The sequence below is a fragment of the Streptococcus sp. SG2 genome, assembly GCF_030439925.1.
Taxonomy (GTDB): Bacteria; Bacillota; Bacilli; order Lactobacillales; family Streptococcaceae; genus Streptococcus; species Streptococcus gordonii.
The window spans coordinates 21,641-37,966 of the sequence record NZ_JAQFJD010000002.1 but is presented as its reverse complement, the minus strand read 5'-3'; the positions used below and the strand labels follow the sequence as shown (position 1 = coordinate 37,966).

Here is a 16,326-nt window from a genome sequence, read left to right as displayed (position 1 = left end):
AATAGATTGACAAATGTGTCAACCTATTGATATTTATAATATAAAAAACGGCTCAAAGCCGTTTTTAATTTTATATTAATAATTCCAAGCTGATAAACCTTGAGCATTATAGGCATTGTATGCAGATTGGATTTGATCTTCAACAGTTGCTGTAGAACCCCATCCTGGCATTGTTTGGAACAGGCCACTAGCACCTGAAGCATTATAGGCGTTTACTTGACCATTTGATTCACGAGCAATAATTGCTTCCCAAGTTGAAGCAGAAACTCCTGTCAACTCAGCCATACGAGCCGCTGCATAAGTACCTGTCTCACCTGCTGTATTACCATTAGCAAGAACAGGTGTAGAATTATAGGTAGAATAGTTAGCTGATGCTGCAGGAACTGTAATAGTTGCTACTGGTGCAGGTGCCGCTTGATTATCCTGTGTCGCTGGTCCTGGTGCTGCAGCAACAGCTGGAGCCTTTTTATTAGCTTTTGTATCACCAAGTTCTAGCACTTGATTTTCAAAAATTAAATCTGGATTTTCAAGCTTGTTTAATTTAATTAAGCTTTCAACAGTTGTGGATTTTTCTTTTGCAATTTTTGACAAAGTGTCGCCAGCTTTTACTGTATATGTGTCTGCCTTAGCTACAACTCCTGTCAAAAATAGGGTAGCTGCTGTAGCAACAAATGCGAAGGCACCTTTCATTGGTTGTAATTTCATTATAATTCTGGTTCTCCTTTTCACTGATAGTACCATCATACACTTTAAATATTACAGGTCATTTAAAATAGGATTACAAAAATTACAAATGTATTTTATTTAAACACCAACATTGCCTTGTCCATCGTATTTCTACATATTATTTTAAAATAATATGTGAAATTAACACAAAAATCAGACTTGACATTAATTTTTTAGCAGATATAATATAGCTCCTAAAATTATCAAGACAAGAATCGCATAGGAATCTTTATTTTGCCACTTTAACTGTCTATAACGACTTCTCTGATTTCCTCCTTGATAACCACGCGCCTCCATTGCAATAGCTAAAGCATCCGCTCTTTTAAAGCTAGAAGCAAATAAAGGAATCAAAATCGGTATAATGGATTTCACTTTTTGTACAATGTTTCCCTCACCAAAATCCACTCCTCGAGCTCGCTGAGCGTTCATAATTCGAACAGTATCATCCATTAGAGTTGGTACAAATCGCAAACTCATTGATAACATCAATCCTACCTCATGCACTGGGAATTTAAAAACAGTCAGAGGTTTTAAGAGAGCTTCTACCGCATCCGCCAAACTTAAAGGCATTGTAGTCAAACTGAGCAATGTTGAGAAAAAAATGATCAAAACGAATCGACTAAAAATAATGCCTGCTTGTGCTAAGCCTATATCTGTAATGCGAATAAAGGAAAATTGGACAAGAGTATTTCCCGTTGTAGTAAATAAGAGCTGAAAAACAGTCGTAAAGGCAACCAAGAAAAGCATAGATTGGAGACCTTTTACAAAAAATCCAATAGGGACTCTAGAAAGAAAAACTAAAAAAAATGTAAAAACAAAAAGCAAAAGGTTTGTTGCTAAATTATTTGCCCAAAAAATAATTAAAACAAACAAGAACATAGATAATAGTTTACTTCTAGGATCCAGACGGTGGATCAGAGAATTACCTGGAATATACCGCCCTAAAATCATCTTATCCATGCAGTATCTCCTTAAATTCAGTGATTGTAATTGGCAAATTAGGTAAATTTAATCCTTTTTCCACCAGACCTTGAGCAAATTTTGTAATCTTAGGGACTCCCAGTTGGATTTTTTCCATAAATTCCACATCTTGAAAGATATACTTGGGAGAACCACTTTTCACTAAATGTCCTTTCTCCAGCACATACGCAGTATCAGCAAAATTTGCCACGTCATCCATTAAATGAGTTACCAGCACAATAGTCATACCATCCTCATGTAAGCCTTGGAAGATTTCCATTAGTTCCTTACGACCTGCTGGGTCTAACCCAGCTGTCGGCTCATCAAGAACTAAAACTTCTGGTTCCATTGCTAGAATTCCAGCAATAGCTACTCGTCTCATTTGTCCTCCTGAAAGCTCAAAAGGACTACGTGAGAATAAGTCCTCAGAAATTCCCACCAAAAGAAGTTTTTCACGCGCCAAACGTTCCGCTTCTTCTTTAGAAATTCCGAAATTTTGAGGACCAAAAGCCACATCATCTAAGACTGTTTCTGCAAACACCTGGCTTTCTGCAAATTGAAACACCAAACCGACTTTTTTTCTTACTTGCTTTATATCTTTATTAACAGAAGTAGCTGTGATTTCTATATCATTAACAGTGACACTTCCTACAGAAGGTGTCAATAAACCATTTAAAAGCTGTAAAATAGTAGATTTTCCACTACCAGTATGACCGATTAAAGCAGTGTAAGAGCCATCTTTAATTTCCAAATCCACATCAAAAAGGGCAGGCCCTTCAAACGGTGTGCCTGCTTGATAAGTATAGCTAACATTCTTTAAAGTAATTCCCATAAAGATTCCTGCAATTCTTTTTCTGTTAGATAATCAGCTGGCAAATCAAAATCTTCATTCAAGGTTGCCTTGACTTGATTTGAAAAGGGTTCATCAAGTCCTAATTCCTGTAAATCTGATCTTGAAAACAGCTCTCTAGCTGTACTGCTTGATTCTACTTTTCCTTTTTTCATGACCAAAACACGGTCACTAAGTGCAACTTCATCCAAGTCATGTGTAATCGAAATGACCGTCATTTGATTCTCATCTTTGATGCGTTTCACTGTTTGAATCAAGTCTAAACGTCCTTCTGGATCCAACATACTAGTCGCTTCATCCAAAATAATAATATCCGGACGGAGAGCCACTATTCCTGCGATAGCCACCCTCTGCTTTTGCCCTCCAGAAAGACGAGCTGGTTCACGATTTTTAAAGTCTTGCATCCCTACGATCTCAAGCGCTTCATTTACTCGCTCAACCATAGTCTCATGGTCCATTCCCTGATTTTCCAAACCAAAAGCCACATCGTCTTCTACAGTTGCTCCAACAAATTGATTGTCTGGATTTTGAAAAACCATTCCAATATGACGACGTTTTTCCCAAACATTTTCTGGAGTCAGTTGATCACCTAAGATAAAAATTTCTCCACTTTCAGCTTCTAAAAGGCCATCAATCAAACGAATCGTGGTCGATTTACCACTCCCATTATGACCAACAATGGACAACCATTCACCATGTTTCACGTGAAACGTTACATCATTTAAAATGTATTCTTCAGTATCGTTGTCGTATTTATATTTGAGGTTGTGTACTTCGATAATATTTTTCATCATTTATTTAAAGGTATCTTTAAAGAGATAGGCACTCCCTTTGAAATAGTCATAACCAGAATATATTGTAAAGATTAAAGCGATATACAGACAGATTTGTCCCAAAAGCGTCCAATGGATCAGCAAGAAGATAATTGCAAACATCTGTGTAAATGTTTTAATCTTACCGGGCATCGCTGCAGCTAAGACCGTTCCTCCCGTTTCTACCAACAAAAGACGCAATCCGGTCACAGCTAATTCTCGACAAATTATCACAGCTACCACCCAGGCAGGAGCCATTTTCATTTCAATCAGCATGATAAACGCTGACATAACTAAAAGTTTGTCTGCCATCGGATCAGCAAACTTCCCAAAATTGGTGACAACTTTCCATTTACGAGCTAAATATCCATCCAAATAATCAGTAATGCTGGCCACCGCAAAGATAATCGCAGCAATGACATGAATAGTCTTAGATGAACCAACGGTCAGTAATAAGATAAAAATTGGGATTAACGCCACTCTCAAGAGCGTTAAAGCATTTGGAATATTTTCTTTTTTCATAAGCATTCTCAATTATTGATTGTTAAAGTAATCGTTCCCGATTGGGTATTGATTGCAGAAGTATTAATGATCTGGTCGTTTACAGAGACCGTTACACCCTCTACAACACCTAAAGTGATAACTGTAGATGAACCAGGAGACACAGTAGTTGTTACACTTGGATTTTCTGGAGATAAAACAGCCCCATTGTCTAAATCTGTTCCCGACACACTGACCCAACTAGTTGCAGTTGTGACGGATAATTTGATAGTTACAGGATCTTTTGCCCCAGAATAAGTCGCTGTCAGATTTTGCCCGCTACCAGAAACTTTTAAAGCATTGCTGCTAGACGATGTGGTTGAAGAAGAACTCGTCAGATTAGAGCTAGTTGAAGTGGCCTCTGAAGACCCTTCGCTTTTAACCACACTGTAACTAGAAGAAGCTGAATTCTCCGTTTCCGTTTCCATCTGATTAACATATTGCCAGACATAATAAGTTACAAAGGCAATGATTGCCAACGATATGACAGAAAAATAGAAAAGTGGCAAATAAGATGTTTTTTGTCTATTGCTTCTTCTTCTCCCCATATTTTCTTCATCAACATCTACTTCATCATAAGTAACCATACTACCTGATTCGTAGGCGTCTAAAATGATTTTTTCGTCTAAGTCTACTGCCCAAGCATACTTACGGAGAAAAGATTTGGCATAAAAACTACTAGGTAGTTTATCAAAATCATCTGCTTCTAAAGCCTCTAATAAATCTAACTGAATATCTGTTTTTTGTTGTAAATCTTCTAGGCTTAGTCCCTGATTAATTCGAGCTAACCTTAATACCTCACCTATCGTTTTTTTTCTCATACGTTCAAATTCCTCTAAAAAATACTAGAAAAAGCTGTGCCCAAGCCAGATGTCACAAGCTTTAAAGTTTATCATATTTATAAAATCTAGATTTCATAGCCAATAACATGAATCAGCCTTACAAAGATAATACTAGGGACTAGATCTTTGTTTCATTTTTTATGTTTTATATCCTCTTTTCTGAAAACATCTTCTATCATTTTTTTACAGACTATTGTACCAAATTTTTCTCTTCTTTTGTTAGGATTATTTTGGAAAAATTGTAAAATCTATCATGTCACAGTGATCAATAAACTCATGACCAACTTCTAAAATATCTTCTAAGTGAATATCCTGTAAAATTTTTGGCAAGTCAAAAAGATTTTCTCCATCTATAAGGGTTTCATACTGCGTTGCCATATATTCTAACGAATTTAGACCATGCATCAAATCACCATACATTTCACTTTTAACAATATCTAAATGCTCTTCTGTTACATCCATATCTTGAGCGAATTCTTTAATTGCTGTACGGATTTGATGAGATAGGGCTACTGGCTCCTGGGTATCCATCGTCAGCATAACAAAGTGGAAGCGTTCTTCTACTTCAACTTCTAGAGTCAAGGAAGCATCAATTTTCCCATTTTCATACATTTTTTGATAACGTTTAGAAGTCCAACCAAACATCATATCAAATAATAATTTTAAAATAAGTTTATAGCGAAATAATTTTCTCTTTGAAATTTTGTCATTTCCTCGCATAGCAACAGCTAATTTAGGTCGGCTAACTTCCATCCTCATACTAGCAGTTGGAACTACAGGAGATAATTTTAATGTTCGCCTCTTAATGGCTGACTTCTCATCATCTATTTCATACGAATTTTGTTTTTCACTAATAGTAGCTACTGTTTTTTCCAGATCAAAATTTCCAACTAAAAATAAACTCATATTAGACGGATGGTAAAAAGTTTCAAAGTTTTCATCCAAATCTTCCACTGTGATTTCGGCAATCGATTCGCGATTTCCAGCTATATCTTGTGCAAGAGCTGTTCCTGGGTAGAGATTTGCTAAAGCGCTAAAAAACAAACGATAATCTGGATTATCCTGGTACATTTCTATTTCTTGCTGGATAATTCCTTGTTCTCTCTGGACAGATTCTTCTGTAAAATAAGCTTCCCCAATCAAGTCCTGTAGCAATTCCAAACATTCTTCTACATTCTCAGTTGTCGAAAAAAGATAACTTGTCTTTGTAAAACTAGTAAAGGCGTTACTTTCTGCTCCTAAGTCTACAAATTCCTGTAATAAGTCATTGCCATTTTCATCTTCAAATAATTTATGTTCTAAAAAATGAGCAATTCCAGCTGGATAATGGATAGCTTGCTTGGTACCTCTCGGAACAAAATAAGTATCTACCGAACCAAAATTCACCGTCATAATACCATATGTCTCATGAAAATTTGTTTTAGGAAGTAAAAAAAGTCGCAATCTATTTGGTAAAATTACCCGATAAAGACTTTCTCCAATAGCTGTATATTCTATTTTTTTCAGCGCTAAATTCTGCATTATTTCCCTTCCATAAAGTACATCGCTTGAAGTTTCAAGGTATTCGCTGCTAAAACAATATCTTCCTTCTTAACATTTTCCATAACTTCTAACCACTCATCGACTCTTAAAAATTTCTTGCCTAAAACAGCCGACAAATAAGTTGTTTCCAGTAAAGCATTTTGACGATCTTGAGATAAGAGAGCACTGTTTTTAAGCATATTTTTCGTCTGTTGAAGCTCTTCTTCAGAAAATTTTCCTCTTTTTAGATCAGCTACTTGTCGATTAATTAAAGTCATAGCTTTATTACGATTTTTTCTATCAATACCAGCATATACTCGTAACATTCCTGAAAAAATGTCCATAGTGCTAGAAACAGTATAGGCCAGACTAGCTTTCTCACGAACTTCTACAAATAATTTAGAGTGTGCATAACCACCCAGAAGACCATTCATTACAATCAAAGGGATATGACTAGTATCTCCATATTGAATAGGGAAATGATAGCCCATTTCTAAAATGGATTGATTAGCTTCCTTTTGTTCAATCCCTTCTCGTAAAATTTTTGAAAAAGGTTGCTGATAGTCCAATAGTAAATCCTGTTCACGATCTGTGAAGCCAAATTGAGAAAATTGTTCCTGCATAGCCACTTCATTAAAATCACCGATAAAAAAGATATCAATCTTATCTTCCTTCAGCATTTTCTGAAAGACTGAAAAGCTAGTCTCAGGTGTCACTTGTTTCATTAAGTCAAGACTTGAAACTCGAGGAAGTTGCATTTCTTCACTTAAATAAAATAATTTATTCAATTCCAAATGCGTGTGATAAAAATGGTTTTCTATTTCAGATTCCAACTCATGAATAATATTTTTCTTTTCAATTTCAAAGATAGAGGACTCAAAACCTTTCTGGTCAACTAAAGGAGATAAGAGACTTGCTTTGATAAATTCAACCATCTCTGTTGTTAGGGCGTTTTTCCTACTTAAAAAAGAATCCCTAACAAAGGACACATTAATATCTACATAATGAACCAAACCTCTCTTTGAAACACTGGTTGAATAATTTGATCCATATAAACTAGCTAAACGCTCACGAAATAGCTGAGAAGTTGGATAAACAGCATTTGCCGTTTCTAAAATACTAGAAACCAAAACTCGCTCAGCAACAGTAGCCGGACTCATTGGTGCAGAAAAACGAAGTTTTATTTTATTTGTTTTGAATTTAGTTGATTTAATAAAATGGAGATTGACTCCTCTTGCTAATTCCATAAGGTTCCTCTTGCTTCCTAATATGAATTCTATTATATCACGAAATGATGTGAAATTGGTGTTCCTTATAACAGATTAAAACGTTTTCTTTCCTGGATATTTTATACACTTTCAGTCTTAAAATATGGTATAATGACAAGGATTGAGGTGAAATATGGATTATAAATTATTTGATGAATATATCACACTGCAAGCTCTCCTGAAAGAGGTTGGAGTAATCCAAAGTGGCGGTGCTATTAAGGCGTTTTTAGCTGAAAATGATGTTTTTTTCAATGGTGAATTAGAAACAAGACGAGGAAAAAAAATTCGAGTTGGAGACCAAATAACGATTCCTAGAGAAAACCTAACTCTATCTATTCTTGAACCAAGTCCAGACGAAAAAGTTCGGCATACAGAAGAAACAGCTGAAAAACAACGCATTGCTAACATGGTTAAAGAAATGAATAAAAATCTTAAAAAAAATACTACTGCTCCCAAAAAGAATAACAGAAAGCAAACAGGTATAAGGCAAGAGAAAAAAGCCCCTGTACGCTTCCCAGGAACATAATATGTGGCTAAAATCACTCACTCTTAAACATTTTCGTAATTATCAAGATGCAGAAATCAACTTTCACTCTGGTCTAAACGTTTTTCTTGGCCAAAATGCACAAGGAAAAACAAATATTCTAGAATCTATTTACTTCTTAGCTTTGACTCGTAGTCACCGAACTAGATCAGATAAAGATTTTATTCATTTTCAAGAAAAAGATCTCAAAGTATCAGGTATCCTTGAAAAAAAGACAGGAACAATTCCTCTTGACATCGAGTTGACAGCTAAGGGACGTATTACTAAAATCAATCATCTCAAGCAAAATAGACTTTCCGACTATATTGGGACAATGAATGTTGTTCTGTTTGCGCCAGAAGATTTACAACTTATTAAAGGTTCGCCTACATTAAGACGAAAATTTATAGACATTGAATTGGGGCAAATCAAGCCTCTTTATCTAGCAGATCTTTCCAATTACAATCATGTTCTTAAACAAAGAAATTCTTATCTAAAGAACAGTCAAAAAATTGATGAGAATTTTCTATCTGTTTTAGATGAACAGCTTATTGAATATGGTTGTCGTGTGGTCAAACATCGCTTAGACTTCTTAAAAAAACTCGAAATATTCGCCCAGGAAAAACACCTTGATATCTCACAAAAAAAAGAAACTCTAACTATTGACTATCTATCCTCTGTACCTTTACAAGATATTGACAGTATTGAAGAAAGTTTTAGACAAAGCCTAAGTAAAAATCGAAAAAGAGATTTATTTAAACAAAATACTGGTGTAGGTCCTCATCGAGATGATATAGCTTTCTTTATCAATCAAATGGATGCTAATTATGGAAGTCAGGGGCAACACAGAAGTGTGGTACTCTCTCTTAAATTAGCAGAAATAAAATTGATTGAAAATATAACAAAAGAATCTCCCATCCTCCTGCTTGACGATGTGATGAGTGAACTTGACAATAATCGTCAACTTAAATTGCTAGAAACAATTTCTCAAGAAATACAAACTTTTATTACCACAACTACTTTGGAACACCTAAAAAACCTACCTAAAGATATAAAAATATTTGAAATTTTAAATGGGCACATAAAATAGAGTTTACAAAATTGTAAACTCTATTTTTACAACCTTTACATATATTGTAAAGATCAACTATATCTATTGTAAAATAAAAATGCACCAATATATGGCGCATTTTTTTATTGTACTGAATAGTTAGGAGCTTCGTTTGTAATTTGAACATCATGAGGATGACTTTCCTTCAATCCAGCACCACTCATTTCAATAAATTGAGCATTTTCGTGTAGTTCTTGTAGATTTGCAGCTCCAACATAACCCATACCAGAGCGAATCCCTCCAAGCATTTGGAAGACAATATCAGCTGCAGCACCCTTGTATGCTACACGACCTTCAATTCCTTCTGGAACTAACTTATTAGCTTCGTTGACAGAACCTTGGAAGTAACGGTCACTTGAACCTTTCTTCATTGCAGCGATTGATCCCATACCTCGATATGTTTTGAACTTACGTCCTTGGAAAATTTCGGTTTCCCCAGGAGCTTCATCAGTTCCTGCAAACATAGAACCTAACATAACAGCATTTCCACCTGCTGCTAGAGCTTTGACAATATCACCTGAGTATTTAATACCACCATCAGCAATGATTGTTTTACCATATTCGCGCGCAACAGCTGCTGCATCATAAATAGCAGTCACTTGAGGGACACCAACACCAGCAATCACACGAGTGGTACAGATAGAACCTGGGCCAATACCAACCTTGACAACGTCTACACCTGCTTCATAAAGGGCACGCGCACCTTCAGCAGTTGCAATATTTCCTGCGATTAAAGTACGATCTGGGAAATGAGCACGAATTTCAGCAATCTTACGCAGAACTCCTGCAGAATGTCCATGAGCAGTATCAATAACAATCGCATCAGCTCCTGCCTCAAAAAGGGCTTCGGCACGTTCAAATGTATCTGAAGTAACACCAACTGCACCTGCAACTAGGAGACGACCGAACTCATCTTTAGCAGCATTTGGAAATTCAATTACTTTTTCAATATCCTTAATCGTGATTAAACCTGAAAGACGACCATCTTCATCAACTAGAGGAAGTTTTTCAATACGGTGTTCCTGAAGAATACGCTCAGCAGTTTCTAAATCTGTTCCAACCGGAGCTGTAACCAAATTTTCGCTAGTCATATGATTAGAAATAGGTTGATTAAAATCAGAAATGAAACGCAAATCTCGATTGGTCAATATACCAACCAACTTGCGGTTTTCTAATGTTTCAACAACTGGAACACCGCTAATACGATAACGTCCCATCAATTCATCTGCTTCAGCAATTGTATGTTCTGGTGTTAAGAAGAAGGGATCAATAATGACACCATTTTCAGAACGTTTTACCTTACGGACTTCGTCTGCTTGTTGCGCAATAGACATATTTTTATGGATTACTCCAAGACCACCTGCACGCGCGATAGCAATGGCCATTTGACTTTCTGTTACGGTATCCATTGCTGCTGTAATAATTGGGATATTTAAAGTCAAATTATCTGCCAATTTCGTAGTTAAATCAGCATCGTTAGGCAACACATGACTTTCAGCTGGAATCAACAATACATCATCAAAGGTAAAACCTTTTTTCAAAAATTTAGTGTCCCAATTAGACATTCGAAGTTTCCTCTTTTCTATTTTCATCTATATAGTAGAACCATGTTCTAGACCAACTTAATTTATAATATAATACCACTCTGTTATGATTTGTCAATCATCTATTAAAAATAATTAATCCCCATCGCTGATTTCACTTCAGAAAGAGTCTGGCTAGCTTTTTGACGTGCTTTTTCGCTTCCTTTTTTAAGCATATCATAGACTTGTCCCATATCCTTAGCAAACTCTATCCGACGCTCACGAATAGGGCCCAACTCTCTTTCTAAAATCTCCAATAAATAACGTTTTGTCTTTACATCACCCAAGCCGCCTTTTTGATAATGTTCCTTCATAGCAGCAATTTCTGCTTGATCTTCTGGTCTTCCAAAAACATCCAGATAATGAAAAACCATATTACCTTCGATTTTTCCCGGATCTTCTACTCTAATATGATTAGGGTCTGTGTACATTCCCATCACTTTTTTCTTAAGTGTGTCCATATCATCAGCAAGGTAGATTCCATTATTTAATGATTTAGACATTTTAGCATTTCCATCCAACCCTGGTAATCGTCCTGCAGCTTCATTCTCAGGATAAATCCCCTCCGGTTCAACTAAGACATCTTTTTGATAAGCATTGTTAAAAGAACGAACTATTTCTCTAGTTTGCTCAATCATTGGCTTTTGATCAGTCCCAACTGGTACATAATTCGCCTTAAAAGCTGTAATATCAGCCGCCTGAGAAATTGGATAAACCAAAAATCCTGTAGGAATGCTTTGACCAAAGCCCTTTTGAGCTATTTCTGTCTTGACAGTTGGATTTCTTTCCAACCGAGCTAAAGAGACTAGATTCATGTAGTACATTGTTAATTCAGCAAGTTCAGGAATTTGACTCTGAATAAAAATAGTAACCTTTTCTGGATCCAATCCTGCAGCTAAATAATCCAAAGCTACGTTCCCTATTGATTCAATAATTGTTTGTGGGTCCTTGGCATGATCTGTCAAGGCTTGTTGATCAGCTAAAAAAACAAATAAATCATATTTTCCTTCATTTTGTAAAAGAACTCGATTCCGTAAACTTCCTACATAATGGCCAATATGTAATTTTCCAGTTGGCCGATCTCCTGTTAAAATAATAGGCTTTGTCATCTATTTCTCCTCAATTAATGTTGAATTCATTATAACATTTTCAATAAAAATGAGAAAGGAGATTGGATAAATTTCTATATAAAAATAACTTTTACACCTTTGTCAATTTAATTGACAATAAGTTGACAAAGATTTTACAATTAAAAACAAGAGTTTCTTCTTGAATCATTTGAAATATGGTGATTTTTCTAGTAAAATAGTACTAGTTATATTAAAGAGGAGAATTATATTGCTTACAGTATCAGATGTTTCATTACGTTTCAGCGACCGCAAATTATTTGATGAAGTCAATATCAAATTTACAGCTGGTAATACCTATGGTTTAATTGGTGCCAATGGCGCTGGAAAATCAACATTTTTAAAAATATTAGCTGGAGATATTGAACCAACAACTGGTCATATTTCATTAGGTCCTAATGAACGTCTTTCAGTTCTTCGTCAAAATCACTTTGACTACGAAGATGAAAGAGTCATTGATGTTGTTATTATGGGAAATGACCTACTTTACAGTATCATGAAGGAAAAAGATGCTATCTACATGAAGCCAGATTTTTCAGATGAAGATGGTGTTCGTGCGGCTGAGCTTGAGGGAGAGTTTGCTGAACTAGGTGGCTGGGAAGCAGAAAGTGAAGCATCTCAACTCTTGCAAAACCTAAATATTCCAGAAGATCTTCACTACCAAAATATGAGTGAACTCTCTAATGGGGACAAGGTTAAAGTACTCTTGGCAAAAGCCCTTTTTGGTAAACCTGATGTCTTACTTCTGGACGAGCCAACTAATGGTCTGGATATTCAGTCGATTACTTGGCTGGAAGACTTTCTTATCGATTTTGACAATACAGTTATTGTTGTATCCCACGATCGCCACTTTTTGAATAAAGTCTGCACTCATATGGCCGACCTTGACTTTGGAAAAATTAAGCTCTATGTCGGAAACTATGATTTCTGGAAAGAATCAAGCGAACTAGCGGCTAAGCTACTCGCTGACCGAAATGCCAAAGCAGAAGAAAAAATCAAACAACTTCAAGAGTTTGTTGCTCGTTTCTCTGCCAATGCGTCCAAATCAAAACAAGCAACTTCCCGTAAAAAGATGCTTGACAAGATAGAGTTAGAAGAAATTGTTCCATCTAGCCGTAAATACCCATTTATCAGCTTTAAAGCTGAACGTGAAATTGGTAATGACCTCTTGACAGTTGAAAATCTTTCTGTCAAGATTGACGGAGAAACTATTCTTGATAATATTAGTTTTATCTTGCGTCCAGGTGACAAGACAGCTTTGATTGGTCAAAACGATATTCAAACAACAGCCTTAATTCGTGCTTTAATGGGAGATATTGAATACGAAGGAACTGTCAAGTGGGGTGTGACAACTAGTCAATCTTATTTACCTAAAGATAATTCTCGTGATTTTGCTGGTGGTGAGTCAATCCTTGATTGGTTGCGTCAATTTGCAAGTAAAGAAGAAGATGACAATACTTTCCTCCGAGGTTTTCTTGGGCGTATGCTTTTCTCTGGAGATGAGGTTAACAAGTCTGTAAACGTCTTGTCAGGTGGAGAAAAAGTTCGGGTCATGCTTTCTAAATTGATGTTACTTAAATCTAATGTCTTGGTATTGGATGATCCAACAAATCACTTAGATTTGGAATCAATTTCCAGCTTAAATGATGGATTGAAAAACTTCAAAGAGTCCATTATTTTTGCTAGCCATGACCATGAATTTATTCAAACATTAGCAAATCATATTATTGTGTTATCTAAAAATGGTGTGATTGATCGTATTGATGAAACTTATGATGAATTCTTAGAAAATCAAGAAGTTCAGCAAAAAGTAAAAGAATTATGGAAAGATTAAAAAGCGAATGAATATTCGCTTTTTAGCTATATATAGTTTATGAAAAAAATAAAGAATTATTTTAAAAATTATTGGGTTTACTTTGCAGCATTTTTAATTCCTTTTTTAATTATGTTCATTGTATATCTTTCCCAAGGAATTTATTGGAATAGTGATACATCTCCTTTACTAGGAGATGGGTTTCATCAGTATGTTATCTTTGATACTACGCTCAGAAATATTCTTCATGGCAGTGATAGTCTTTTTTATACCTTTACAAGTGGATTAGGTTTAAACTTTTATGCTTTGACTAGTTACTATTTAGGAAGTTTTTTATCTCCTTTTGTTTATTTCTTCAATCTAGAAAATATGCCAGATGCTGTCTATCTCTTTACCTTGATTAAATTTGGATTAATTGGGTTAACAGCTGCTATCAGTTTAAAAGGAATATTTAAAAAAATACCAAACTTTCTTATTTTAATGCTGTCAACCTGCTATTCTCTTATGAGTTTTGCAACTAGTCAAATTGAAATCAAAACTTGGCTAGATGTCTTTATCCTTGCTCCTCTAATTCTCTATGGTTTACACCTTTTACTCCTCAAAAAAAATCGAGTATTATACTTTACGAGTTTGTCAATTCTCTTTATCCAGAATTACTATTTTGGATATATGATGGCACTATTTTTAATTTTTTGGTTTTTTGTTCAAACAACATGGGATTTTAAAAATAGAATTAAAACTTTTTTAGACTTTACAATTGTGTCAATATTATCTGGCGTCACAAGTCTAATTATGATTTTGCCAACATTTTTGGATTTAAAAACTCATGGAGAAAAATTAACTTCAGTTGATAGACTGTTTACAGAAAAAACTTGGTTTTTAGATATTTTTGCTAAAAATTTTATTGGAAGCTTTGATACAACTAAATACGGATCCATTCCAATGATTTATGTTGGAATAGTTCCACTCTTGCTAGCTATCTTGTTTTTTACATTAAAATCGATTAAGTTTCACGTGAAACTTTCCTATTTTTTTCTAATTATAATATTTGTTGCTAGTTTTTCTCTTGAAAGATTAGATTTATTTTGGCAAGGGATGCACGCACCTAATATGTTTTTACATCGCTATTCTTGGCTATTCTCCCTTCTCGTTATCTTTTTAGCAGCAGAAAGCTTACAACGTCTTAAACAAATCAAATTTAAAAATCTAATTATATCTTTCACTATTTTATCCATTGGATTTATTCTAGTTTTTATTTTTAGAAAACATTATGATTTTTTAGGACCTGTAAACTTTATTTTAACTTTAGAGTTTCTCTTAGCCTACTTATTAATATTTGGTACTTTTACTAAATCTTTTATTTCAAAGAAAGTGTTTTTTGTTACAACATTAGCTTTTGTTTGTTTTGAAGTTTCTTTAAACGCTTTTTACCAAGTTGATGGCATTGCTAAAGAATGGGTATTTGCTAGCCGTTCTTCCTATGCTAAAAATTTAAAAGAAATTGACAAGCTTGTAAAGTATTCAAAAGATAAAAATACAGAATTTTTTCGCACAGAGACATTGGATCCTCAAACAGGAAATGATAGTATGAAATATAACTACAATGGTATTTCACAATTTTCTTCTGTTCGGAATACAATGACAAGTTCAACTCTAGATAAACTTGGTTTTAAATCAACTGGAACTAATCTTAATTTACGCTATCAAAACAATAGCATTTTAATGGATGCTATCTTCTCGCTTGCTTATAATATTTCTGAAGTAAATCCTCAAAAGTATGGATTCACTCCAATTAAAACAGAAAAGAATCTAACCCTATATCAAAATAAAAATGCAACTACCTTAGCTTTTTTAACTAATAAAGTTTACAAAGATGTAAAGTTTAATAATTTAACTCTTGATAATCAAACAAAATTTCTAAATCAATTATCAGGCTTAAACTATAAATACTTTCAAAAAATTTATCCAATAAACTCTCATAACATTATTGAAAATAATGATCATATCACTGTAAATGTTGACAAAGAGAATAATTCAAGCTTTGCTAGTATGACTTATACACTAGATGTTCCTGAGAATAGTCAAGTTTATGTCAGTCTTCCAAATATACATTTTTCTAATGATGATCAGACAGTTGTTGATATTTCGATAGGAAACGAAACAAGACGCTTTACAACAAATAATGTCTTTACATTTTTTAATCTTGGTCATTTTACGGATAAACAAACTGTAACTGTTCGCTTTACATTTCCTGATAATTCTCAAGTTTCTTTTGATAAACCTGAATTTTACAAAGTAAATATCAATCACTTTCAAGAAGCAATTGATAAAATTCATTCTCAAAAAGTTGAAGTTACTACAAAAAATAGCCAAATAACTGTAGATTATCAAGCTCAAAAAGATTCCTCTCTCTTTTTAACTTTACCTTACGACAAGGGGTGGAGTGCAACACAAAATGGTCACCTAGTTACTATCTACAAGGCTCAAGATGGTTTCATGAAGGTTGATGTAAAAAAAGGAACAGGAAGAGTTATCCTAAAATTTATTCCTAAAGGTTTTAAGGAAGGAATAGGATGCTTTATTTTAGGAATTACTCTTTTCACTCTTTATAATTACAAAAAAAGATTATAATTCAAAAAATGATTTGAAT

At 34.5% G+C, this 16,326-nt stretch carries 14 protein-coding genes; 4 read left to right on the top strand and 10 right to left on the bottom strand.

Features of this window, described 5'->3' with window-relative positions:
* Positions 1-75: 75 nt before the first annotated feature.
* The 8 genes from PCY09_RS04085 to PCY09_RS04050 form a co-directional block, all read right to left on the bottom strand.
* Positions 76-690 (bottom strand): LysM peptidoglycan-binding domain-containing protein, encoded by a 615-nt coding sequence (locus tag PCY09_RS04085; RefSeq protein WP_125396932.1) that lies wholly within the window; start codon positions 688-690, stop codon positions 76-78.
* 201 nt (positions 691-891) lie between these two features.
* Positions 892-1,686, bottom strand: a complete 795-nt coding sequence (locus PCY09_RS04080) for an energy-coupling factor transporter transmembrane protein EcfT (protein ID WP_061602220.1) — start codon at positions 1,684-1,686, stop codon at positions 892-894.
* Positions 1,679-2,518 (bottom strand): energy-coupling factor transporter ATPase, encoded by an 840-nt coding sequence (locus PCY09_RS04075; protein ID WP_125396746.1) that lies wholly within the window; start codon positions 2,516-2,518, stop codon positions 1,679-1,681. The genes PCY09_RS04080 and PCY09_RS04075 overlap by 8 nt, the downstream gene beginning before the upstream one ends.
* Positions 2,503-3,327 carry an energy-coupling factor ABC transporter ATP-binding protein gene (locus tag PCY09_RS04070; protein WP_125396931.1) on the bottom strand — a complete coding sequence of 275 codons (825 nt, stop codon included), beginning with the start codon at positions 3,325-3,327 and terminating at the stop codon, positions 2,503-2,505. The genes PCY09_RS04075 and PCY09_RS04070 overlap by 16 nt, the downstream gene beginning before the upstream one ends.
* Before the next feature lie 3 nt (positions 3,328-3,330).
* Positions 3,331-3,870 carry a CDP-diacylglycerol--glycerol-3-phosphate 3-phosphatidyltransferase gene (gene pgsA, locus PCY09_RS04065; RefSeq protein WP_045505006.1) on the bottom strand — a complete coding sequence of 180 codons (540 nt, stop codon included), beginning with the start codon at positions 3,868-3,870 and terminating at the stop codon, positions 3,331-3,333.
* Positions 3,871-3,878: 8 nt separating this feature from the next.
* Positions 3,879-4,709 carry a cytoskeleton protein RodZ gene (gene rodZ, locus PCY09_RS04060; RefSeq protein WP_301556694.1) on the bottom strand — a complete coding sequence of 277 codons (831 nt, stop codon included), beginning with the start codon at positions 4,707-4,709 and terminating at the stop codon, positions 3,879-3,881.
* A gap of 246 nt (positions 4,710-4,955) precedes the next feature.
* Positions 4,956-6,251, bottom strand: coding sequence for a pitrilysin family protein (locus tag PCY09_RS04055; RefSeq protein WP_061597366.1), 1,296 nt, complete (start codon positions 6,249-6,251; stop codon positions 4,956-4,958).
* Entirely contained in the window at positions 6,251-7,498 is a 1,248-nt protein-coding gene (locus PCY09_RS04050; RefSeq protein WP_125396745.1) for a pitrilysin family protein, read from the bottom strand. Before PCY09_RS04050 ends, PCY09_RS04055 begins: the two co-directional genes overlap by 1 nt.
* A 154-nt stretch (positions 7,499-7,652) precedes the next feature.
* Between PCY09_RS04050 and yaaA the strand changes: the two genes are divergently transcribed.
* On the top strand, positions 7,653-8,045 hold the full coding sequence (gene yaaA, locus PCY09_RS04045) for a S4 domain-containing protein YaaA (protein WP_227250366.1): 393 nt from the start codon (positions 7,653-7,655) through the stop codon (positions 8,043-8,045).
* Between the two features lies 1 nt (position 8,046).
* Positions 8,047-9,132 (top strand): DNA replication/repair protein RecF, encoded by a 1,086-nt coding sequence (gene recF, locus PCY09_RS04040; protein WP_125396743.1) that lies wholly within the window; start codon positions 8,047-8,049, stop codon positions 9,130-9,132.
* A 104-nt stretch (positions 9,133-9,236) separates the two neighbouring features.
* Here the strand turns inward: recF and guaB are convergent, their stop codons facing one another.
* Together guaB and trpS are read right to left on the bottom strand one after the other, a co-directional pair.
* Positions 9,237-10,718 carry an IMP dehydrogenase gene (gene guaB / locus PCY09_RS04035; RefSeq protein WP_008808044.1) on the bottom strand — a complete coding sequence of 494 codons (1,482 nt, stop codon included), beginning with the start codon at positions 10,716-10,718 and terminating at the stop codon, positions 9,237-9,239.
* 104 nt (positions 10,719-10,822) lie between these two features.
* Positions 10,823-11,845, bottom strand: a complete 1,023-nt coding sequence (trpS, locus tag PCY09_RS04030; RefSeq protein ID WP_046164776.1) for a tryptophan--tRNA ligase — start codon at positions 11,843-11,845, stop codon at positions 10,823-10,825.
* A gap of 229 nt (positions 11,846-12,074) precedes the next feature.
* Between trpS and PCY09_RS04025 the strand changes: the two genes are divergently transcribed.
* Together PCY09_RS04025 and PCY09_RS04020 are read left to right on the top strand one after the other, a co-directional pair.
* Positions 12,075-13,697, top strand: coding sequence for an ATP-binding cassette domain-containing protein (locus PCY09_RS04025; protein ID WP_045772587.1), 1,623 nt, complete (start codon positions 12,075-12,077; stop codon positions 13,695-13,697).
* Positions 13,698-13,736: 39 nt separating this feature from the next.
* A complete protein-coding gene (locus PCY09_RS04020) occupies positions 13,737-16,307 on the top strand; it encodes a YfhO family protein (RefSeq protein ID WP_125396742.1) in 2,571 nt (856 codons plus the stop codon).
* Positions 16,308-16,326 lie beyond the last annotated feature (19 nt).

Bases quoted from the DNA above. Each gene is read 5' to 3' on its own strand.
- PCY09_RS04085 (WP_125396932.1), bottom strand. From the start codon at position 690: ATGAAAGGTGCCTTCGCATTTGTTGCTACAGCAGCTACCCTATTTTTG.
- PCY09_RS04080 (WP_061602220.1), bottom strand. From the start codon at position 1,686: ATGGATAAGATGATTTTAGGGCGGTATATTCCAGGTAATTCTCTGATC.
- PCY09_RS04075 (WP_125396746.1), bottom strand. From the start codon at position 2,518: ATGGGAATTACTTTAAAGAATGTTAGCTATACTTATCAAGCAGGCACA.
- PCY09_RS04070 (WP_125396931.1), bottom strand. From the start codon at position 3,327: ATGAAAAATATTATCGAAGTACACAACCTCAAATATAAATACGACAAC.
- pgsA (WP_045505006.1), bottom strand. From the start codon at position 3,870: ATGAAAAAAGAAAATATTCCAAATGCTTTAACGCTCTTGAGAGTGGCG.
- rodZ (WP_301556694.1), bottom strand. From the start codon at position 4,709: ATGAGAAAAAAAACGATAGGTGAGGTATTAAGGTTAGCTCGAATTAAT.
- PCY09_RS04055 (WP_061597366.1), bottom strand. From the start codon at position 6,251: ATGCAGAATTTAGCGCTGAAAAAAATAGAATATACAGCTATTGGAGAA.
- PCY09_RS04050 (WP_125396745.1), bottom strand. From the start codon at position 7,498: ATGGAATTAGCAAGAGGAGTCAATCTCCATTTTATTAAATCAACTAAA.
- yaaA (WP_227250366.1), top strand. From the start codon at position 7,653: ATGGATTATAAATTATTTGATGAATATATCACACTGCAAGCTCTCCTG.
- recF (WP_125396743.1), top strand. From the start codon at position 8,047: ATGTGGCTAAAATCACTCACTCTTAAACATTTTCGTAATTATCAAGAT.
- guaB (WP_008808044.1), bottom strand. From the start codon at position 10,718: ATGTCTAATTGGGACACTAAATTTTTGAAAAAAGGTTTTACCTTTGAT.
- trpS (WP_046164776.1), bottom strand. From the start codon at position 11,845: ATGACAAAGCCTATTATTTTAACAGGAGATCGGCCAACTGGAAAATTA.
- PCY09_RS04020 (WP_125396742.1), top strand. From the start codon at position 13,737: ATGAAAAAAATAAAGAATTATTTTAAAAATTATTGGGTTTACTTTGCA.